Origin of the sequence: Marinobacter sp. EN3, from assembly GCF_000475315.1 — a bacterium.
In the GTDB taxonomy this organism is placed as follows: Bacteria; Pseudomonadota; Gammaproteobacteria; order Pseudomonadales; family Oleiphilaceae; genus Marinobacter; species Marinobacter nauticus.
The window spans coordinates 67,834-89,215 of the sequence record NZ_AXCC01000027.1 but is presented as its reverse complement, the minus strand read 5'-3'; the positions used below and the strand labels follow the sequence as shown (position 1 = coordinate 89,215).

Below are 21,382 nucleotides of genomic sequence, written 5' to 3'. Positions count from 1 at the left end.
TCGCTTCAGTGATCCTGGGCAGTACCGGCACCACGCGGGTAGCGGACGCTTTCAACCAGTTCCTGAATTTCAACGGGCGGCTCTGCAGTCACCTTGGATACTGCGAAGGCTACCGCAAAGTTGACGATCGCACCAATGGCACCGATAGACAGCGGGGAAATACCCAGCACCCAGTTCTCGGGAGTGTCTGCCAGATTGTTGGTGCCCGGGATGAAGAACCAGCCTTTGTACACGAAGATGTACACCAGAGTGAAGATCAGGCCGGACAGCATGCCCAGAGTCGCGCCCACGTTGTTTACGCGTTTGGAGAAGATACCCATCATCAGTGCCGGGAACAGCGAGGCAGCCGCAATACCGAAGGCAAGGGCAACCACCTGAGCCGCGAACCCTGGCGGGTTTGCACCGAGATAGGTGGCGACAACAATGGCAACGGCCATGGATATCCGGGCAGCCATCAGTTCGCCCTTATCACTGATACTGGGGTTGAATCGTCCCTTGATAAGGTCGTGACTCACCGCCGAGGAAATCGCCAGCAGCAGGCCGGCGGCTGTCGACAGCGCGGCTGCAAGACCACCGGCTGCGATCAGGCCAATGACCCAGCCTGGCAGGTTGGCGATTTCGGGGTTGGCCAGTACCAGGATGTCACGGTTAACCACCAGTTCGTTGCCGTTCCAGCCGCGGGCCTGGGCTTCAGCTTCAAACGCAGGTACGTCGTTGTAAAGCTGGATACGGCCGTCTTCGTTTTTGTCGGTAAACTGAATCAGACCCGTTACTTCCCATTCCTTGACCCAGTTCGGGCGCTCATCATATTCGATGGGAGCGGCCTGGGTTCCGTCCGGGTAGATAGTGGTCATCAGGTTCAGGCGAGCCATGGAAGCGACAGCAGGAGCCGTCAGGTACAGCAGGGCAATGAAGACCAGAGCCCAGCCGCCAGACCAGCGCGCGTCAGCCACCTTGGGCACAGTGAAGAAACGAATGATAACGTGTGGCAGACCGGCAGTACCGATCATCAGGGACAGTGTGAACAGAACCATGTTCAGTTTGTTGTCCACATCAGCGGTATACTCGTTGAAACCGAGATCAGTGATGACCTGGTTCAGCTTCTCAAGCAGCGGCAAGCCAGAGTCGGTATGGGTAGAGAACATGCCCAGGCCCGGAATCGGGTTGCCTGTCAGTTGAATGGAAATGAACACGGCGGGAATCGTGTAAGCGACAATCAGTACACAGTACTGGGCTACCTGAGTGTAGGTAATGCCTTTCATGCCACCGAGTACCGCATAGACGAATACAACAACCGCTGCGATGATCAGACCGGTGGTGGCATCCACTTCCAGGAAGCGGGAGAAGGCCACACCAGCGCCAGCCATCTGGCCGATAACGTAGGTTACCGAGGCAACGATCAGACAGATAACGGCTACCAGTCGCGCGTTTGCGCTGTAGTATCGATCCCCGATGAACTCAGGAACCGTAAACTTACCGAACTTCCTCAGGTAAGGAGCCAGCAGCATGGCCAACAGGACGTAGCCACCGGTCCAGCCCATAAGGAACGTGGAGTTGGCATAGCCACCGGCCGCGATCAGACCAGCCATGGAGATAAACGAAGCGGCAGACATCCAGTCAGCACCGATTGCGGCGCCGTTGGTGATAGGATGCACACCACCGCCCGCAACGTAGAAATCGCTGGTACTGCCGGCCTTGGCCCAGACAGCGATGGCGATGTAGAGGAGGAACGAGCCCCCTACGAACATAATGTTGATTGCAAATTGGCTCATTTGTCCTTACTCCTCATGCACGCCGAATTTTTCGTCGATCTTGTTCATGCGCCATGCATAGTGAAAGATCAGAACAATGAAGGTAAGGATGGAGCCTTGCTGGGCAAACCAGAAGCCCAGATCGGTGCCGCCTACGGGGATTCCCGCCAGCATCGGGCGTAACAGAATAGCGAAGCCGTAAGATACCAGGGCCCAGATAATCAGGCTCCCGAATATCAGGCGTAGATTCGCCTTCCAGTAGTTTTCAGCGTCGTAGCTATGACCTGACATACAATCACTCCTGTATTGTTGTTGTGGAGATTGGGTGTTTTTTTGGTGAGGTGTTGCGGATAGAGAATTTATTATTCATGTAGTACTTCTCCGACTTGTTGTCTCCTCCGACTTTACCGGTCAATGGATTTATGGATATTGGCAAATGGTCTAACTCTCAGTAACTTGCCTTGTATTTGGTCAAGGACATGGTCGGTAGAATCTGTTCCGCTAATAGCGGTGCATATGCTGTAAACGGCGTTGATAATGCAGCTTTTCACTGAGTTCTTTGAGAGTTTTGACGTCGTTTTTCCGGGCTTTATTGAGGGCTATCAGTGCCAGTTCTGCGGTAACCAGCGCGTCGGCTGCGGCGTGATGGCGTTCACTGATTTCCAGGCCAAATACATCCGCCCAGTCGTCCAGGCCGCGCCCTTTGATCGTTGCTTTCGGGAAGAACGCCGGCATCAGCTCGGCAACATCCATCCAGACGTGGGGCAGGGTGTAGCCCAACTGGCTTTTCAGCGTCTTTTCGAGGAACTTCTGGTCGAAGGCGGAGTGGTAGGCAAGTATCGGGTCGCCGTTCATCCATTCCAGAAGGTAGAGCAGTGCATCCTGGGTTTCGTAGCCCTGAGTCAGGGCTTCTGGGCCGATGCCATGGATCAGCACGGTTTCCCGAATGTCCAGTTCAGGGCGACGCAGTATCAGGTCAAACTGGTCATTGAGGTGGATGACACCACCTTCGATGGCAACCGCTCCGATGGCAATCACTTCATCTTTGGACGCGTTCAGGCCGGTGGTCTCAAGGTCAAGAACAATCAGCCGGCTCCGGGACAAGGGCTGGTCGCCAACCGTTTTCGGGCTGGGCAGATTGGCGGCATCGTGATCGCCGACTGTTCCGCCGCGTCTTCTGGCCAGCCACTGTTTGATGTATTCCAGCATGTTCTGTGCGCAGACCTATAGTTGATACGTAACTTCGAGTTTCTGCTGGAGCCGCTGGGCCTGGCGGAAAGACTCGCGAAGTATGCGCCGGTCCAGAGGATTCAGGTCGTCCGGATCGATGTAATTGGTCAGCTCCTCGCCCCGGTCGAGCATCTCCTGATGGGCACGCATACGGATGGCCTGAATCAGGCTGTAGGCTTCCTTCCAGGCGTTGGCGTCCTTGGCGTCAAAGATGTCTTTTCTGGCCAGGGCATCAATGCGCTCCAGGGTATTGGCGGCTTCCACCCCATGGGCCAGTGCGAACACCCTTACGGATTCCACAAATGGCGCCAGGCCCTGACGTTTCAGATCCAGCGAGTGTTTCTTCTCGTCGTTCAGATAGCGGAAGTTCCGGAACATGGTCAGGGGCGGTTTTCTCTGCAGCGCGTTGCCAGCGAGCATTTTCTGGAACAGGGCGTTCTTGCGGATGCGTTGGAGCACCTTCTCCAGCAGACGATGGAGTGGCTCAGTGGGGCCGAAGACCGCTCTCATATCCAGGAATATCGACGAGTAGACCAGGTTCTGGGGGGTTGAGGCATCAATAAAGCGGATAAACCAGTCGTCCCATTCCCGGTCACTCAGGCAGAGTTTGGGGTTGCTGGCCATAATGTTGCCTTTGCACAGGGTGAACCCGCACTCCGCCAGTTCGTCGTTGACCTTGCGGGCAAAGGGCAGCAGTTTCTCACGCACCTGATCTTCGGTCATGCCCTCTGGTGTCTCGAACAGAATACCGTTGTCCTGGTCGGTCAGCAGGGTTTGCTCCTGGCGGCCTTCACTGCCAAAGGTAAGCCAGGTAAACGGAATGCCAGGGTCGTTTTTCTTGAGGTTAAGTTCGAGTACCCTGCGCACGGTGACATCGTTCAGGGTGGTAATGATCTTCACCACCTGGCCGGAATCCGCGCCGTGGGCCAGCATGGCGTCGACCAGCCTTGAGACATCGGAGCGAAGGCTGACCAGGGTGCGCAAGTGGGTGGCAGTGCCAATGGTTCGAGCCAGGTTCACCAGGTCTACCCGCTGAAGAGAGAACAGATCCCGCTCGGATACCACGCCAATCAGGCGGTCCTCTTCGTCGACCACACACAGATGGGCAAAGTGGTGTTCCGCCATCAGCATTGCCGCCTCAAAGGCGTCCGCTGTGGCGGGCAGGCGACAGGGATTGCCTGTCATCACCTGGCGAATGGGCGTGTCGAGGGGGCCTTTTTCCTCAGCGATCATGGTGCGCAGGTCGCGCAGCGTGAAAATGCCGGTGGGATGACGATTGTCATCGGTGATAATGATGCTGCCCACATTATTCTCGTGCATCCGGGCTACGGCCTTGCGAACCGGCAGATCCGGTGAGCACACAATCGGGTTGCGCAGCGCGTAGCGCTCCAGGGGGGTGTCCAGGCTGTTGCTGGAGCCAATGGAAGCCATGGCCTTGGACTGGATGCGCTGATTGACCTGATCCAGCAGGCTGCTCACGCCCCGCAGGCAGAAATCGCGAAAGGATTCGCTTTCGGAAAACAGGGTGATGAAGGCGTTCTGTTCAATACTGAGGCAGAAGGTATCGCCGGAAGCCCTGTGTAGCGTTCGGGTCGGGCGCTCGCCAATCAGTGCCGCAAGCGGAAAGCACTCACCCTGGCTGATTTCAAAGGTGGTTTCTGCCCGGTCTTCTTTTTCATTGTGGCGCTCACCCCGGATACGTCCCTGCTTGACCACATAAAACCGCTTGACCACTCCATCGTCGGGCGAGAGCACTTCGTCGCCATCGGCGTAAAACCTCAGGGTCGCATGCTCAGCAAAATGGGCCAGATGGGTGTCGTCCATGCTGGAGAACGGGGCATGTTCCCTCAGGAATGACATAATCGCTCGGGTGTTCTGAGGGCGGGTAGTGTCCTGATTTGCTGCGGCCATATCGTGATCCGTAAGCTTGGGAGCCAGGTACGGGGAGCTCCGTCATTATTATTCTCCGCTTGCAGTGTAGTTCAGCGGAACCCGGAGGGGCTCTACGATTTTCGTCGCAGAGCTTTTCTTTATGGTAGACCGGTGCGGTGATAGAGTTCTGATACTCGTCAAACCGGAATCAGTTAGTGTCATGACCAGTAAAGATGAACGCCTTGCCTTCCTCGAAGAAATGAAGGATGTGCAGCGGATACGCAAACCCAATCGGGCCGAAGTATCGGTGCCCAAGGAGCTGACGCCCGGGCACCTTGAACGCCAGAGGGCGGCGGTTGAAAAGCCGGTGCGAGACCTGAACCCACTGACGTCCGATATGGTAGAGCCGCTAACGGCACACGACATTCTCAGCTGGCAGCGCCCAGGCGTGCAGCATGGGGTTTTCCGCAAGCTGCGTCTTGGCCAGTACCCGATCGAGGCCCGGCTGGATCTGCATCGCATGACGGTGGAGGAAGCCCGCCGGGAAGTGTTCGGTTTTATCAACGACTGCGTACATTACGGTTTGCGCTCGGTGATCATCCTGCACGGCAAGGGAGAACGCAATCCTGATGGCATCGCCCAGCTCAAGAGCTACCTGGCGAAGTGGTTGCCGGAGCTGGACAACGTTCTCGCTTTCCATTCGGCAAAGAAACACCACGGTGGCACCGGCGCGGTTTACGTAATGGTCAGGAAAAACGATCGGGAAAAACAGCATAATCGGGAGATCCATGGTTCCAGATAAGGAATCGTCTGGATCATTCGCTACGACGGAAACACCGAATCGGGAGAATTAAGATGCGTTTGATTTTTGTGGCTTTGATTTCTGTACTGACATTGGCCGGCTGTAAAGACCGGGTAATCTGGAACGATAACGGCAAAGTGGAAAGTGCCACCCAGAACCGTGAAGTGTGGGATTCCAACGGCAAGCTGGAAACCGGTGAGCGCAAAATCTGGGTAAACAAGGATGGTGAAGACGTCGTCAAGTAAAGGCGTGGCGGTAAAACGCGCCGAACCTGCCAAAACAATAACATGATGAGGAGCACGGAATGGCTTTCACGCTGACTGTGAACGGTCGCCAGCATTCGCTGGATGTCGAACCCGATACCCCGTTGTTATGGGTGCTGCGGGATGAACTTGGGCTCAAAGGGACCAAGTTTGGCTGTGGTGCAGGCCTCTGTGGCGCCTGCACTGTGCACCTGAACGGTCAGCCCGCCCGTTCCTGCTCTACGCCGGTGGAGATGGCTGAAGGTGCCGAAATCACCACCATCGAAGGCCTGTCCGCTGATGGCGAGTTGCATCCGTTACAGAAAGCCTGGGTGGAACAGGGGGTGCCCCAGTGCGGTTATTGCCAGTCTGGCCAGATCATGACGGCCGCGCACCTGCTGGCCAACAACCCCTCTCCGGATCGCGAACAGATCGTCACCGCCATGACCGGCAACCTGTGTCGCTGCGGCACCTATACTCGCATTGTGGCTGCGGTTGAGTCCGTCGCCGGTGGTGTGGGTCAGTACCAGCCGGCCGGGGAGGATGCGTAATATGGCGATGAATCGACGGGATTTCCTGAAGGTCAGCACCTCGGCTTCCGGTGGACTGCTATTGGCGCTGAATCTGCCTGGTTGTGCCTCCGTGCAAACCGGCTATGAGCCTGAAACCGGTGAATGGAAACCGAACGCCTGGCTGGAACTCACCCGGGACAACGACATTATTTTCACCCTCGATCGGGTTGAGATGGGCCAGGGCACCTACACCGGTCTTACCACTTTGATAGCGGAGGAGCTGGATGTAGCGCCGGAGGCCATTCGCGTGGAATTTGCCCCGGTTGCTCCGGAGTACCGTAACCCGTTGTTCGGGCTTCAGCTTACCGGTGGCAGCACCAGTGTCGCCTCCAGTTGGCAGCCCCTGCGGGAGGCCGGAGCTTCGGCGCGACTGATGCTGGTGATGGCCGCCGCCCGGGTTTGGCGGGTCGAGCCGGGACAATGCAAAACGGAGGGCGGGTACGTACGCCACCCCAACGGCCTGGATTCCATGCCCTATGGCAAACTGGTGGAGTTGGCGGACAAAGAGGTGATTCGTGGTGATGTGCCACTGAAACCCCGTTCCCAGTGGAAATACATCGGCCGACAGGCCGGAAGGCTGGATGCCGAGGCCAAGTCCACCGGCCAGGCGATGTACGGGATAGACGTAGAGCTGCCGGATATGGTCTATGCCGTTATGACCCGGAGCCCCCGCTATGGCGGACTGGCGGTCAGTTTCAACCGCGATCAGGTTCGGGCCATGCCGGGCGTGCTTGATGCCTTCATCACCGAGCGCGGTGTGGCCGTAGTGGCAGATCGCTACTGGCGAGCCCGCAAGGCTCAGGAAGCGCTGGCGGTTGAGTGGGATTTTTCCGAGGCCGTCGGGTTATCCAATCCGGACGTGTTCAAACACTATCGTCAGGCCGCCGGTGACGATCCCGGCGAGGACGAACGGGTGGACGGTGACCCCGAGGCTGTTCTGGAGAAAGCGGGTACCCTGGTGGAGGCTGAATATGAGCAGCCGTACCTGGCCCACGCCACCATGGAACCAATGAATGCGACCGCCTGGTATCGGGACGGTGGCATGGAAGTCTGGGCGCCGACCCAGGCGCCGGATCTGGGCCGCATAGCCGCCGCGCGACACACCGATCTCTCTCCGGATGACGTGACTATCCACACGACCTTTCTTGGCGGTGGCTTCGGCCGCAGGTTGACTCAGGACTACATTGAGGAAGCGGCCCTGGTCGCCTACCGGGTGAAAGTGCCGGTCAAACTGATCTGGTCCCGGGAAGAAGACACCCGCCATGGCTTTTTCCGCCCGGCCATGTTGCATCGTATGGCGGCCAGTCTGGAGGATGGGCAGTTGACGTGCTGGGATCATCAGATTGTTGGCCCGCAGATACTTGACTGGTACGTCCGGAACGCTGCACCAGCCCAGTACCCCTGGGCACCAAAATTACTGTACGGAACATTGGGCAGGGTTGGCCTGATGGTTGAAGGTATCGCAACCCCGAAAGACATTTCGGCCATTGAGGGGGCTATTGGCTATCCCTACGCGGTACCCAATGTCCGGGTTCGGCATACCCATACTGACCCGGGCGTGCCAATTACCTGGTGGCGATCCGTGGGCTATTCCCACAATGGTTTCGCGGTCGAGACCTTTATGGATGAACTCGCCAGCCAGGCCAACGAAGATCCGGTCAGTTTCCGGCTGAAACTGCTGGAGAGTGAGCCCCGTCATCGGCGGGTTCTGGAGCGGGCTGCCGAGCTGGCGGGCTGGAACCAGCCGGTGCCAGAGGGCAGGGCGCGCGGAGTGGCTTTGTTCAAGAGCTTTGGTACCTATGTTGCCCAGGTGGTGGAAGCCAGTATTGAGCAGGGCGGAATTCGCGTTCACAAGGTCACCTGCAGCGTGGACTGTGGTCAGGTGGTGAACCCGCGAATTGTCGAGGATCAGATGACCGGCGGCATTGTCTTTGGCCTGACGGCGGCGCTGAACGGGGAAATTACCCTGGACGGCGGCGAGGTGCAGCAAAGTAACTTCCACGATTATCGTCTGCTGCACATGCATCAGGTACCGGAGATGGTGGTGGATATTGTCGACAGCGAAGAGCCGCCCACCGGCGTTGGGGAACCTGGCGTCCCGCCGGTGATTCCGGCCCTGGGCAACGCCTTGTTTGCGCTGACCGGCAAGCGCCAGCGCCGTCTGCCCCTTAAAGCCTGAGCGGAATCGGTTTTACCCGGGCTTGGGTGGTTCTATAATGGCGCCAGATTCGCGCCCGGGCAGGGCTCGTACCAACCCGGAGGATGCCTGTGTTTGATGTAACCCGCTACGCCACCGCCGCCCAATCCATCGTCGAGGCCGGCCGCTTTCTCTACGACCGCGGCTGGTCGCCCGCCACCAGCAGTAATTATTCGGCCCGTATCGATGGCGACCATGTGGCGATTACGGTATCTGGCCGGCACAAGGGCCAGTTGGGCGCAGGCGACGTCATGGTGGTGGATCTTCATGGCCAGGCGGTGCAAAGCGATTGCCGCTCGTCGGCAGAAACCCTTCTGCACACGGTGATCTATCAGCTTTATTCCGAGGTTGGCGCCGTTCTGCATACCCACTCGGTCAAGGCTACCGTGCTTAGCCGCCTGATCCCGGCGGGGCAGGCACTGGAGCTTGAAGGCTATGAATTACAGAAAGCCTTCAATGGCGTGCAAACCCATGAGGGTAAGCTGATTGTTCCCGTGTTCGACAACACCCAGGATATTCCGGCACTGGCGGAGGAAACCCGGGACTGGTTTGCGCGGCACCCGGAACAGCCTGGATACCTTATCCGCGGCCATGGTCTTTACACCTGGGGCCGCACCATGGCCGATTGCCTGCGCCATATTGAAGCGTTTGAATTTCTCTTTGAATGTGAACTCGAAACCATGAGGGTACGCCGATGACCACCCTGAGCATTTTTCATCAGAACCAGCCCGAGCAGGCCCTGACGGTCGTAACAGACCCGGACGCCATCCGGAATAAACTGAGTGCCCACGGTGTGCATTTCGATCGTTGGGCAACCCGTGATCTGCCGGCCGACGCCACCCAGGAGGAGATTCTTGAGGCCTATGCCGACGAAGTGGCACGGCTCAAGCAGGATTGGGGATTTCAGACCGCAGACGTGGTCAGCCTGACCGCGGATCATCCCCAGAAAGACGCGTTCCGGCAGAAGTTTCTGGATGAGCACACCCACAGCGAGGACGAAGTGCGCTTCTTCGTTCGTGGTCAGGGGTTGTTTTACCTGCACTTCGGTGACCAGGTATACGCGCTGCTGTGCGAGAAGAATGACCTGATCAGTGTGCCTGACGGCACCCGGCACTGGTTTGATATGGGGCCGGAGCCTGAATTCACCTGTATCCGGTTATTCAGCAACCCGGAAGGCTGGGTTGCGAGCTTTACCGGTGAGGATATCGCTTCCCGGCTGCCACGTTATGAGAGCCTGGCGGGAGGGGCCTGATGATTCGAGTGATCCTGACGGACATCGAGGGCACCACCAGTTCGATCTCCTTCGTACACGATGTCCTGTTTCCCTACGCCAGCGAGCACTTGCCGGAGTTTATCCGGGCCAACCATCAAACCTTGCCGGCGGTGGCGGAACAGCTGGCTCGGGTGGCAGAGATCAGCGGTACCGACCGGAAAGACATCGATGGCCTCATCGATGTACTGCAAGGGTGGATTGCCGAAGACCGCAAGGAGGGTTCACTAAAGGCGCTGCAGGGCATGGTCTGGGAGCAGGGGTATCACAGCGGTGAACTGAAAGGCCATATCTATCCGGATGCCGCGGATTATCTCCAGCGCTGGCATGATCGGGGCCTGAGACTGTTCGTATATTCTTCCGGGTCCGTCAAGGCCCAGAAGCTGATCTTCGGTCATAGCAATGAAGGCGACTTCACGGTTTTCTTCTCTGGTTATTTCGACACGGCCGTCGGGGGCAAAAAGGAGTCCCAGTCCTATCGCAACATTCTTGCGGAGCTGGGGGTAGACGCGGGCACAGTGCTGTTTCTGTCCGATGTTGAGGAAGAGCTGCGTGCGGCCGAGGAAGCGGGCCTGAAAACCGCCTGGCTGGTACGAGAGGGCGAACTGCCGGATACCGCTCGGGTCGTGGCCAGGGATTTTTCGGAGGTTGATGCGCTGTTGCGCAAACGATAGGAGGTGATTCATGCCCGGGCGCCGCTGGTATTCATGGCTGTTACCGGCTGTGTGTACACTCAGCCTGCTCGGGTGCAATCCCTTTTCAGACGCTGAATCCCTCACTGATGAGTACCTGGAACGTTTGGCCCGGGTACTCGATACCGCGGCCGTTCCCAGGGCCGAGCTGCCCGCCGGCTCCATTCCCCCCAGGCGGCGAGAGCGGATACTTGCCCTGCCGGAGCTGGATCTGGGCATGCTGGATTTTCTGTCGCTTTACGGCTGCGAGCTCCAGTATGTGGTGGGCGAACGCAATTCCGTGATGGGCAAGGTGATGCAGCCCATCAATCAGTTACGCTACGAGATTCGTTTTATCCGAGCTGCGGAGGCCTGTCTGCCCGAGGTGGATGACGAGGAGCTCACAGACGCTCTGGAATCCGCCATTGAAAGCAAACGGGGCAGTCTGCCGCTGGCGGTCTGGAATGCCACCTGGGGGACCGAAGAGGTGGAGCGCCAGTTCACACTGTCCAAAGGCTATTATCCGGTGGCGGAAACGGGCAATCCCGCGTCGGATCTGGTCCGGGATCTGCAGCAGTTGAACCGCCAGGTGGAAGCCTTACTGGCTCAGAAGCTCGAGATCTCCCTGGAGAATCTCGGCCAGATCCATCAGCGCTGGCAGGCGGATGTGCTGGCGGGCCAGACTATTAACAGCGCGCGCTTGCTGATCAGCACCCTGAATGCCGGCACCGAGCTGCTCGGCACTCGATTGGAGGGCAGGCCGCTGTGTCTCAACGGCCAGCCCAATAACCAGTCGGAAATTGTTCAGAACTTCTTCTTCAGTATCTATATCGGAAAAATCCAGCCGTACATGAGTGACGTCAGCCGGGCACGGGATTCGCTGATTGCGGGCTTTGAGGAACTCGCCAGACAGCAGCAAGCCGTGATGCCAGAGAGTTTTACGCCCTGGTACCAGCGTCATCTGGCGGCTGATACCCAGAATAGCCTCTGGCAGGAACTGGATCAGGCCATGATGCGCCATACCCGGCACTGGCAGGATCTGTTGGGGCAGTGCGGGCTTCGTCCGGGCGCCTGATTGTCCGTTTTACTCAACGTTGGCTTTCCGGCGTTACCCTCAGAATTTCCTCCACCGTGGTCAGTCCCGCGGCCACTTTCTGGGCGCCATTGAGCCGCAGTGACTTCATGCCTTCTTTGTAGGCATCCAGCCGAAGCTGTTCCAGCTCGCAGTGATCGGTGATCTGGCGGGTGAGTTTGTCTGACAGTGCCATAATCTCGTATACCCCGGCTCGGCCCATGTAACCGGTGTTCCGGCATTCCAGGCAGCCGACCGGCTGGTAGAACTGCCGGGGCAGCAGTGCCTTCCACGGCCGGGTCAGCGTCTGCCAGGCGTGAGCATCCGACTCCCCGGGCTGCTTGCAGTGCGGGCAGAGCGTACGCGCCAGTCGCTGGGCCATCACGCCGAGTACCGTGGCCCGGATCAGATAGGGCGGAATGCCCAGCTCCATCAGGCGGGTGATGGCGCTGGGGGCATCGTTGGTATGCAGTGTTGAGAGAACCAGATGCCCGGTTAGCGCTGCCTGCACTGCCATTTCAGCCGTTTCCAGATCCCGGATCTCACCGATCATGATGATGTCCGGGTCCTGCCGCAGCAGGGCACGCACACCGTGGGCAAAGGTCAGGTCGATATTGGTTTGCACCTGCATCTGGTTGAATGCGGGCTCCACCATCTCGATCGGATCCTCAATGGTGCAGATGTTGAGCTCCGGAGATGCCAGTTGTTTGAGCGTGGAATACAGCGTGGTGGTTTTACCGGAACCGGTGGGCCCGGTTACCAGCACGATACCGTGGGGCCGCGAGGTCATGGTTTGCCAGCGTTCCCGGTCTTCCTTGCTGAAGCCCAGTTGCTCGAAGGATTTGAGCAGTACCTCCGGGTCAAAAATCCGCATCACCATTTTTTCGCCGAACGCCGTTGGCATGGTGGCCAGGCGCAGCTCCACTTCGCTGTTGTCGGGTTTGCGGGTTTTGATGCGGCCGTCCTGGGGCCGACGTTTTTCGGCCACGTTCAGGCGCCCGAGGATTTTCAGGCGGCTGGTCACGGCCACCCCAACATGTTCCGGGAATTCGTAGACGTTGTGCAGTACCCCGTCGATCCGGAACCGCACCTGGGTAACCGTGCGCCGGGGCTCTATATGAATGTCGGAGGCTCGTTGCTCGAAGGCATATTGCAGCAGCCAGTCAACAATTTTGACTACATGCTGGTCGTTGGCGTCCGGATTCTCGCTGGCGCCGAGGTCCAGCAACTGTTCGAAATTCTGATTGCCGGTACCGCTTGACGACTGGCCGCCACTGGCCTTGCTGACCGAGCTTGCCAGTTGATAGAACTCGACCGTGTAACGGCGGATATCCTCTGGATTGGCGACCACCCGGCGAATGTCCTTGCGTACCGCCTGGCGGAGGTTGCTTTCCCATTCCCGCTTGAAAGGTTCGGTGCTTGCAATCACTACTTCATCCGGGGTGATCTCCACCGCGAGAATGCCATGGCGCTGGGCGAAGGCGTAGGACATCACCCGCGCGATGGCCGGCGTGTCGATCTTGAGCGGATCGATATGGTAGTAGTCCTGTCCACCCCAATGGGCAAGCCAATGGGTCAGCCGCTCCAGATCAAGAGTTCGGCCGTCCCGCTGGCTGGTCAGTGCGGCAATTGCCACCAGCTCGAGAGGATGTCGTTGTGGCGTATGGCCGCCACCCGAGGCGGCACCGAGATTGGCCGTCAGTACTTTTTCAGCATCTCGCTGGGCGATCTCGCCGCTTTCCACCAGCGCTGAACAGATGTCCCTCAGGGTCAGGGTCTGGCGATGCGGCGGTGCCGGCATGGTCACGATGTCATTCGCCATCTATGTGCCTCCGGGAGCCATCAGCATCAGTTTGCGACTGGTCTATTGACCTTGAGGTGCACCATGGCAACGGTAAACAACAGGAATGTCAGAATAGTCAGTGTCACCGGGCCAGCCGCGCCCTCCGACAGCCAGGCCGAAACCACGGCCTGAGTGAAGTAGAAGATCACCACAAAGGCCAGCCATATATAACCCCGATTGTGACCGCGGAAGACCGGCACTGCAAAGGCCAGCAGCGGCAGGAGTTTGACGGTCAGCATCAGCGGTATGGAGACGCCCTCGACCGGCGCGGGCCAGAACGTAGTGACCAGCAGGGTGGCGAGCACGGCCAGGTAAAGGGCGATGGTCAGGCGTGCGGTGTTTCTGGCTTTATCGTTGTGGAGCATGAGCGGTCCGCATTGTGGTTTGTTTGAGGGTTTGGTCAGGCCTGGTTGGCCAGTTTTATGGCCAGTCTGGCAAGCCGTTCACCGAAGGCCTGGCACAGGTTTTTTTCATGGTCACTCAGGGCTTGCTGTTCCCCTGTTCCGGCCCAGTGGGAGGGGCCATACGGCGTGCCACCGGTGGCGGTCTCGTTGAGCGCGCTTTCGGAGTAGGGCAGGCCACACAGCACCATGCCGTGATGCAATAGTGGCATCATCATGGTCAGCAGGGTGGTTTCCTGGCCACCGTGCAGGCTGCCGGTGGAGGTAAAGGCACCAGCCGGTTTGCCGGCCAGTTTACCGTTGAGCCAGAGGTCGCCGGTGCCGTCCAGAAAGTGCTTGAGTGGCGCTGCCATGTTCCCGAAGCGGGTCGGGCTACCCAGGGCGAGACCCGCGCACTCCGCCAGGTCGGCTTTGGTGGCATAGGGGGCTCCCGCATCCGGAACCGGAGGCAGGCTGGCGGCAGTATCCGGGGAAACCGGCGGAACCGTACGGATTCTCGCTTCAATGCCTGCCACTCTGGCAACGCCGCGGCCGATCTGGGTGGCCATCTCGGCGGTCTGTCCGTTGCGGCTGTAGTAGAGCACCAGCACATAGGGAGTTGTTTCTGTCATGGGTAGCCCTGGTAGTCAGAGAATGTCCAGTACGTTTTCTGGAGGCCGGCCGACCGCAGCCTTGCCATTGGCCAGTACGATCGGGCGCTCAATCAGCTTCGGTGTGTTTGCCATGGCACGTATCAGGGCTTCGCGGCTGAGATCCGGGTTGTCCAGCCCTTGTTCCCGGTATTCGGCTTCCTTGGTTCGCATGAGCTCCCTGGGTTCGCAACCAAGCAGGTCCAGAATGTGTAGAAGTTCCTGCTCTGTCGGTGGCGTCTCAAGGTAGCGTATAATCTCCGGTTCGATGCCCTTTTGCTGCAACAGTTCCAGGGTCTGGCGTGATTTTGAGCACCTGGGGTTATGGAAAATACGGGTAGCTTCTGTCATGGTCGTGGCCGTTTAACCTATTGATTGCAGACTTTTCCGGGGCGTTAGTCTAACAGGAGGATAACCCTTGCAGTACCCTCAGTCCGGGCTCTTTTGTAGTGGCGCACGTTGGCTGGCATGGCCGGTACTCATGCTGATGTTATTGTTGGTCTCAGGTTGTGAAAAGATCGAGCTGGAACGGGCCGACGGCACCCTGGCCAACTGGGACAAGTACCGCGGCCAATGGGTACTGGTGAATTACTGGGCGGAGTGGTGCAAACCCTGCCTTGAGGAAATCCCCGAGCTGAACGAGTTGGACAAGGCTCCGGATATTGCGGTGCTTGGGGTTAATTTTGATGGCGTTACGGGTGTGCCGCTGGTTGAACTCGGCGAACGTATGGAGATTGAATTTACCATGCTGGCCTCTGATCCGGGGCCCGGGTTCGGTTGGCAGGTGCCGATGGCGCTGCCTGCCACTTTCGTTGTGGATCCTGAAGGCACCCTGATTGAGGCCCGATTCGGGCCCCAGACCGAAGAAGACATCCGAGCACTGATTGGCGAATGACCATGGCAAACACCTTTGTACACCTGCGCGTTCACTCCGAATACTCCATGGTGGATGGCCTGGTCCGGGTCAAACCGCTGATCAGCCGGGTCGCGGAACTGGGCATGCCGGCGGTTGGCCTGACCGAACAGTCCAATATGTGCTCACTGGTACGTTTCTACAAGGCCGCCATGGGCGCGGGCGTTAAGCCCATTATCGGTGCCGATATCTGGCTGGAGAATCCGGATGAGCCCGAAAACCCGTTCCGGCTGACCTTGCTGGCCCGAGACAACGATGGCTACCTGAACCTGACGGAGATCATTTCCCAGGGCTATACCGAAGGTCAGCGCTACGGCAAGCCGATTGTCCAGAAAACCTGGCTGGAATCCCGTGCCAAGGGGCTGATTGTGCTGTCCGGCGCCAAGATGGGGGACGTTGGCAAGGCCTTGCTGGCCGGGAAGCCGGAACTGGCCAGGGAGCGTGCAGACTACTGGCGAAACCTCTATCCCGACAGTTATTACCTGGAGCTGCAGCGCACAGGGCGGGCCGGTGACGAGGATTGTCTGCACATGAGTGTGGAGTTGGCGGCTGAACTCGGTTTGCCGGTGGTGGCGACCAATGACGTTCACTTCCTTGAGGCGGATGATTTTGAAGCCCACGAAGCCCGGGTCTGCATCGGAGAAAGCCGGACTCTGGACGATCCCAGGCGGGATCGTCGGTTCAGCGACCAGCAATATCTGCGCAGCGCCGAGGAAATGATCGAGCTGTTCTCGGACATTCCGGAAGCCGTGGAAAACACCGTGGAAATCGCCAGGCGCTGTTCGGTGAAGGTCCGGATGGGCGAATACTTTCTGCCTAATTACCCCATTCCGGACGGTATGACCATGGACGAATATTTTCGCCATGTGTCGGAAGAAGGACTGGAAGCCCGGCTGGCGAAGACCCTGAGCAGGGACGATCCGGAGTATGATCAAAAGCGTGAAGCCTATTACAAGCGCCTGAAGTTTGAGCTGGATATCATTATCCAGATGGGGTTCCCCGGCTACTTCCTGATCGTAATGGACTTCATCAAGTGGGCCAAGAACAACGGCGTTCCGGTAGGGCCGGGCCGGGGTTCCGGTGCAGGCTCGCTGGTGGCGTATGCGCTGCTGATCACGGACCTGGATCCATTGGAATACGACCTGCTGTTCGAGCGGTTCCTTAACCCGGAGCGGGTCTCCATGCCTGACTTCGACGTCGACTTCTGCATGGAAGGCCGGGACCGCGTCATCGACTACACCGCCCAGAAATACGGCCGGGAAGCGGTATCCCAGATTATTACCTTCGGTACCATGGCCGCCAAGGCGGTGGTCCGTGATGTGGCCCGGGTGCAGGGAAAATCCTACGGTCTGGCAGACAAACTCTCCAAACTGATCCCCTTTGAAGTGGGCATGACCCTGAACAAGGCGATCGAGCAGGAGCCGCAGCTCAAGGAATTTCTGGAGCAGGATGAAGAAGCCCAGGAAATCTGGGAGATGGCTCTGAAGCTGGAAGGTGTGTGCCGTAACGCCGGCAAGCACGCCGGGGGCGTGGTGATCGCACCCACCAAGATCACCGATTTTTCGCCGCTTTACTGTGATGACGAAGGCGGCAGTCTGGTGACCCAGTTCGACAAGGGCGATGTAGAAGACGCCGGCCTGGTGAAATTTGACTTTCTGGGGCTGCGAACCCTGACCATCATCAAATGGGCACTGAACATGATCAACCCGCGCCGGCAGCAGCGTGGGGAAGGCGAGCTCGACATCAGCGCGATTCCGCTGGACGACAAGCCCTCTTTTGACATGCTCAAGAAGGCAGAGACCACGGCGGTATTCCAGTTGGAATCCCGGGGTATGAAAGACCTTATCCGCCGCCTGCAACCGGACTCCCTGGAAGACATGATCGCCCTGGTCGCCCTGTTTCGGCCCGGTCCGCTGCAGTCCGGCATGGTGGACGACTTTATCGACCGGAAGCACGGTCGGCAGCCGTTGTCTTATCCGCATCCCGATTACCAGTATCAGGGCCTGAAGCCGGTTCTGGAGCCCACCTACGGGGTTATCCTGTACCAGGAGCAGGTCATGCAGATCGCTCAGGTGATGGCGGGCTATACCCTTGGCGGCGCCGACATGCTGCGCCGGGCCATGGGTAAGAAAAAGCCGGAAGAAATGGCCAAGCAGAAAGCCATCTTCCTGGACGGTTGTGAAAACAACGGCATCGACAAGACCCTGGCGGAAAACATCTTTGACCTGGTGGAGAAATTCGCCGGTTACGGCTTCAACAAATCCCACTCTGCCGCATACGCACTGGTGTCGTATCAGACCCTGTGGCTGAAAGCACACTATCCGGCCGAATTCATGGCTGCGGTTCTCACCGCCGATATGCAGAACACCGACAAGGTGGTGACGCTGGTGGAAGAGTGCCGCAACATGAAGCTGGACTTGCTGGTGCCGGACGTCAGCCGGTCCGCTTATACCTTTACCGTTAACGATCAGGGCCAGATTGTGTACGGCCTGGGCGCAATCAAGGGCCTGGGTGAAGGTCCCATCGAGAGCATTGTGGAAGCGGCCAAAGCAGGCCCCTTCCAGGATATCTTTGATTTCTGCCGCCGGGTGGATCTGAAAAAGGTCAACAAGCGGGCCATGGAAGCCCTCATTCGCTCTGGCGCCATGGATAAACTGGGTGCCGATCGCGCCAAGCTGATGGCCAGTATCGACAAGGCCATCCAGCAGGCAGACCAGCAGTCCCGCAACGATGCCGCCGGCATGGTGGACATGTTCGGAGAAATGCTTGAGGGCGGTGGCGACGATGAAGACACCTATGCGGACGTTGCCCACGTTCGGGAGTGGCCGGAGAAAGAGCGCCTGAAAGGCGAAAAGGACACTCTGGGCCTGTACCTTACCGGCCATCCCTTTGATGAATACGAACGGGAAGTGCGTCGGTTTGTCCGTTGCTCAATCGCCGATCTGAAGCCCAACAAATCGCCCCAGCGGGTGGCCGGGCTGGTGGTGGCCCAGCGCACCATGAAGACCAAGACCGGCTCTACCATGTGCTTCATTACTCTGGATGATCGCAGCGCCCGGATTGAGGCTACCCTGTTTTCCGAGGCCTTCTTCGAGAACCGGGAGTTACTGCAGTCGGATCAGGTAATTGTGGTGGAAGGACAGGTCAGCCATGATGATTACTCCGGCCAGATGAAAATGCGGGTCAGCAGCGTGATGGATGTGGCGACCGCCCGTCAGCAGTTCAGCCGGGGTATCAAACTGGCGTTGCGTTCAGAGCAGTTGCAGAATGGACTTCTGGACAAGCTGGACGATACCCTCAGGCCGTTTCGCAGTGAAGGCAGTCCGGTCTGGATTGAGTACCGCAGTGCCGAGGCCAGCACCCGTATTGAGCTGGGTGAAAGCTGGCGGGTACAGCCAGACGACACACTGTTGTTCGAGCTGAAGCACTTGGTGGGCGACCAGTCTGTGGAACTGGTCTATGATTAAGACCAATGTCCGCTTTAGCCTTGCCGGCAGCGCTGCTATCTTTGTCCCAAATTCTGGTTTTGGCGGGTTTCGGTCCGCCTGGCAATAAAATGATGGAACATCATGAACCCTAACTACCTGGATTTCGAACAGCCGATCGCCGACCTGGAAGCCAAGATTGAAGAGCTTCGCATGGTGGGTAACGACACCGATATCAATATCACCGACGAAATCAGCCGCCTGAAAAAGAAGAGCATCAGTCTGACCGAGTCGATCTTCTCCGACCTTAAGTCCTGGGACATTGCCCGTCTGGCCCGGCACCCGCGCCGGCCCTATACCCAGGATTATATTGACCTGATCTTCGAGGATTTTGACGAACTGCATGGTGACCGACGCTACGCCGATGATCTGTCGATCATTGGCGGCACCGCTCGCCTCGATAACACGCCGGTCATGATTATCGGCCACCAGAAGGGTCGTGAAGTGCGGGACAAGGTCAAGCGCAACTTCGGGATGCCTCGTCCGGAAGGTTATCGCAAGGCTCTGCGCCTGATGGAAATGGCTGAACGTTTCAAAATGCCGATTCTGACCTTTATCGATACCCCGGGCGCTTATCCCGGTATCGGTGCCGAAGAGCGCGGACAGAGTGAAGCCATCGCATTCAACCTCGCGGTGATGTCGAGACTGAAAACTCCGATTATCTCTACCGTGATCGGCGAGGGTGGTTCCGGTGGCGCACTGGCGATCGGTGTCTGTGACCAGCTCAACATGTTGCAGTACTCCACCTACGCCGTTATTTCTCCGGAAGGCTGTGCCTCCATCCTCTGGAAGAGCGCCGAGTACGCAGCTCAGGCGGCTGAGGCCATGGGCGTTACTGCCGATCGCCTGAAAGAGCTGGGTGTGGCTGATCACGTGATCGATGAGCCGCTGGGCGGCGCTCACCGTAATCCGGAAAAAATGGCGGAAACCCTGAAGACGTCGCTGGCCCAGGGCGTGGCTGAGCTGAGCCGATTGCCGCTGGATGAACTGGTTTCCCGCCGGTACGAGCGTCTTACCCGCTATGACGGCGGGCGGTAACACCGCTCGCCGGGATACCTGGCCCGAAGACCTGATCGGGCCGGTTCAGAAACTTCCCGCCTGTGATGAACTCTGGGTCGCCTTGAGCGGCGGCCTGGACTCATCCCTGCTTTTGCGTGTCGTTGCGGCCGCCCATCCGCGCGTCAGAGCGTTGCATATCAATCATCAGTTACAGTCCAATCACGATCAGACTGAACGCGCCTGTGTGGAGCTCTGTAAGGGATTGGGCGTTGAACTTGAAGTGCGTCGAGTGTCCGTGGATACCGCAGTAGGGAGCCTCGAAGATTCGGCCAGGGCGGCGCGCTATGAGGTCTTCAAGGAGGTTCTGCAAGACGACGACCTTCTGCTGATGGCACACCATGCAGACGACCAGGCGGAAACGGTTCTGTTCCGGCTGCTGCGTGGTACTGGCGTAAACGGTCTGGCCGGAATGCCTGCCGCCCGGTCGCTCGGGTTGGGGCATCTCTACCGGCCCTGGCTTGGCGTATCCCGCAGTCGATTGGAGCAGGTGGCGCGTGAGCAGGGGGTAAGCTGGGTAGAAGATCCCAGCAACCAGAGTGAAGTACACGACCGCAATTATCTGCGGCACTCGGTAATGCCGGGCCTTAAACAGCGTTGGCCGGGTTTGTTGAAGCGCGTTGCTCACAGTGCTCGGGCCTGCGCCGAGAGTGAAACCCTGAGTCAGCGGCTGGCGGAGTTGCAATGGCAGAGTTGCGGCGATGATAAAGGTCGAATCCGGCTGGCCCCCTTCTCTGCGCTCGGGCAGATTGAACGCCGGAACCTGGTGCGCTGGTGGATTCATGGCCGGGGATTGCCGGTTCCGGCGCTGTCGGGCTGGGACTCAGCACTTGACCAGTTGATTCATGCCGGGCCGGACCGCTCACCGGAAATTCTTGGAAACGGATTCTGTATCCGCCGTTATCGGGATCATCTGTACCTGGTGGCTGAGGTCCGGATTCCGGAAGCCCCCAGATCCTTGTTGCCTGGTCAGTTATTGAAGTGGGGGTGGTGGACCCTTCAACTGGTTCCGGATTCGCTGAGCACTACACCGGAATCTTCCTGCCCGGAAATAAGGGTATCTACGAGGCAGGGCGGCGAGCGAATCCGGTTCGGCAGCAATTTACCCTCCCGACCGCTGAAAACCTGGATGCAGGAGCAGGGCGTGCCACCCTGGGAGAGAGCGGCTCTGCCGCTGGTTTACGAGGTCTCGGCGGCTGGAGAGGCATGGATTGCCATTGGCGATTTGTGGTGTTCTGAACAATACTCCGGAGGCGCCCATGCCGCCGGCTGGCGGCTGATTGTGGAGCGGGATTGTGATTGAGTAGAGAGGGGCTTTCTGGTAGTCTGGCGTCCCATCTTGAGATGAATAATCTCCCTCCTTCACCGAACCAGAT

Annotated in this window: 20 protein-coding genes; 12 read left to right on the top strand and 8 right to left on the bottom strand. The window is 58.4% G+C overall.

Annotated features, from left to right (window positions below; genetic code table 11):
• Positions 1–5: 5 nt before the first annotated feature.
• From Q675_RS29980 to Q675_RS29965, 4 genes are all read right to left on the bottom strand, one after another.
• The gene (locus tag Q675_RS29980) at positions 6–1,772 is read right to left on the bottom strand and encodes a sodium:solute symporter family protein (protein WP_022991676.1); all 1,767 of its coding nucleotides are present in this window, start codon (positions 1,770–1,772) and stop codon (positions 6–8) included.
• Between the two features lie 6 nt (positions 1,773–1,778).
• A complete protein-coding gene (locus Q675_RS29975; protein WP_011784417.1) occupies positions 1,779–2,042 on the bottom strand; it encodes a DUF4212 domain-containing protein in 264 nt (87 codons plus the stop codon).
• 210 nt (positions 2,043–2,252) lie between these two features.
• Complete coding sequence (locus tag Q675_RS29970) at positions 2,253–2,960, bottom strand: PolC-type DNA polymerase III (RefSeq protein ID WP_011784418.1); 708 nt, start codon at positions 2,958–2,960, stop codon at positions 2,253–2,255.
• A gap of 15 nt (positions 2,961–2,975) precedes the next feature.
• Complete coding sequence (locus Q675_RS29965) at positions 2,976–4,892, bottom strand: putative nucleotidyltransferase substrate binding domain-containing protein (RefSeq protein ID WP_014421935.1); 1,917 nt, start codon at positions 4,890–4,892, stop codon at positions 2,976–2,978.
• 181 nt (positions 4,893–5,073) lie between these two features.
• Here Q675_RS29965 and smrA point away from each other — a divergent pair, with 181 nt between their 5' ends.
• From smrA to Q675_RS29925, 8 genes are all read left to right on the top strand, one after another.
• Positions 5,074–5,655 carry a DNA endonuclease SmrA gene (gene smrA, locus Q675_RS29960; protein ID WP_014421934.1) on the top strand — a complete coding sequence of 194 codons (582 nt, stop codon included), beginning with the start codon at positions 5,074–5,076 and terminating at the stop codon, positions 5,653–5,655.
• A gap of 53 nt (positions 5,656–5,708) precedes the next feature.
• Positions 5,709–5,900 carry a hypothetical protein gene (locus Q675_RS29955; protein WP_023011386.1) on the top strand — a complete coding sequence of 64 codons (192 nt, stop codon included), beginning with the start codon at positions 5,709–5,711 and terminating at the stop codon, positions 5,898–5,900.
• A 59-nt stretch (positions 5,901–5,959) separates the two neighbouring features.
• Positions 5,960–6,448 carry a (2Fe-2S)-binding protein gene (locus Q675_RS29950; protein ID WP_023011385.1) on the top strand — a complete coding sequence of 163 codons (489 nt, stop codon included), beginning with the start codon at positions 5,960–5,962 and terminating at the stop codon, positions 6,446–6,448.
• 1 nt (position 6,449) lies between these two features.
• Complete coding sequence (locus tag Q675_RS29945) at positions 6,450–8,648, top strand: xanthine dehydrogenase family protein molybdopterin-binding subunit (protein ID WP_023011384.1); 2,199 nt, start codon at positions 6,450–6,452, stop codon at positions 8,646–8,648.
• An 89-nt stretch (positions 8,649–8,737) separates the two neighbouring features.
• The gene (locus tag Q675_RS29940; RefSeq protein WP_014421930.1) at positions 8,738–9,364 is read left to right on the top strand and encodes a methylthioribulose 1-phosphate dehydratase; all 627 of its coding nucleotides are present in this window, start codon (positions 8,738–8,740) and stop codon (positions 9,362–9,364) included.
• The gene (locus Q675_RS29935) at positions 9,361–9,918 is read left to right on the top strand and encodes a 1,2-dihydroxy-3-keto-5-methylthiopentene dioxygenase (RefSeq protein ID WP_023011383.1); all 558 of its coding nucleotides are present in this window, start codon (positions 9,361–9,363) and stop codon (positions 9,916–9,918) included. Before Q675_RS29940 ends, Q675_RS29935 begins: the two co-directional genes overlap by 4 nt.
• On the top strand, positions 9,918–10,610 hold the full coding sequence (mtnC, locus tag Q675_RS29930) for an acireductone synthase (RefSeq protein ID WP_023011382.1): 693 nt from the start codon (positions 9,918–9,920) through the stop codon (positions 10,608–10,610). Before Q675_RS29935 ends, mtnC begins: the two co-directional genes overlap by 1 nt.
• Before the next feature lie 10 nt (positions 10,611–10,620).
• Positions 10,621–11,682, top strand: a complete 1,062-nt coding sequence (locus tag Q675_RS29925) for a DUF3080 domain-containing protein (protein WP_023011381.1) — start codon at positions 10,621–10,623, stop codon at positions 11,680–11,682.
• A 13-nt stretch (positions 11,683–11,695) separates the two neighbouring features.
• Here Q675_RS29925 and Q675_RS29920 read toward each other — a convergent pair whose 3' ends face one another.
• The 4 genes from Q675_RS29920 to arsC are packed head-to-tail and all read right to left on the bottom strand — an operon-like array spanning position 11,696 to position 14,903.
• Positions 11,696–13,489, bottom strand: a complete 1,794-nt coding sequence (locus Q675_RS29920; RefSeq protein ID WP_413771517.1) for a GspE/PulE family protein — start codon at positions 13,487–13,489, stop codon at positions 11,696–11,698.
• Between the two features lie 38 nt (positions 13,490–13,527).
• Complete coding sequence (locus Q675_RS29915) at positions 13,528–13,887, bottom strand: DUF2069 domain-containing protein (RefSeq protein ID WP_014421925.1); 360 nt, start codon at positions 13,885–13,887, stop codon at positions 13,528–13,530.
• A 35-nt stretch (positions 13,888–13,922) separates the two neighbouring features.
• Positions 13,923–14,534: an NAD(P)H:quinone oxidoreductase gene (gene wrbA / locus Q675_RS29910; RefSeq protein WP_023011379.1), complete on the bottom strand. Its 612-nt coding sequence runs from the start codon at positions 14,532–14,534 to the stop codon at positions 13,923–13,925.
• 15 nt (positions 14,535–14,549) lie between these two features.
• Positions 14,550–14,903 carry an arsenate reductase (glutaredoxin) gene (gene arsC, locus Q675_RS29905; RefSeq protein WP_023011378.1) on the bottom strand — a complete coding sequence of 118 codons (354 nt, stop codon included), beginning with the start codon at positions 14,901–14,903 and terminating at the stop codon, positions 14,550–14,552.
• 67 nt (positions 14,904–14,970) lie between these two features.
• On the opposite strand from arsC, the gene Q675_RS29900 reads away from it, so the two are divergent.
• The 4 genes from Q675_RS29900 to tilS all read left to right on the top strand — a co-directional run bounded on the left by Q675_RS29900 (position 14,971) and on the right by tilS (position 21,309).
• A complete protein-coding gene (locus Q675_RS29900; RefSeq protein WP_031211413.1) occupies positions 14,971–15,447 on the top strand; it encodes a TlpA family protein disulfide reductase in 477 nt (158 codons plus the stop codon).
• 2 nt (positions 15,448–15,449) lie between these two features.
• Complete coding sequence (gene dnaE, locus Q675_RS29895; protein WP_036193357.1) at positions 15,450–18,932, top strand: DNA polymerase III subunit alpha; 3,483 nt, start codon at positions 15,450–15,452, stop codon at positions 18,930–18,932.
• A 102-nt stretch (positions 18,933–19,034) separates the two neighbouring features.
• Positions 19,035–19,988: an acetyl-CoA carboxylase carboxyl transferase subunit alpha gene (gene accA, locus Q675_RS29890; protein ID WP_011784433.1), complete on the top strand. Its 954-nt coding sequence runs from the start codon at positions 19,035–19,037 to the stop codon at positions 19,986–19,988.
• The gene (gene tilS / locus Q675_RS29885; RefSeq protein ID WP_023011375.1) at positions 19,972–21,309 is read left to right on the top strand and encodes a tRNA lysidine(34) synthetase TilS; all 1,338 of its coding nucleotides are present in this window, start codon (positions 19,972–19,974) and stop codon (positions 21,307–21,309) included. The genes accA and tilS overlap by 17 nt, the downstream gene beginning before the upstream one ends.
• The last annotated feature ends 73 nt before the right edge of the window (positions 21,310–21,382 follow it).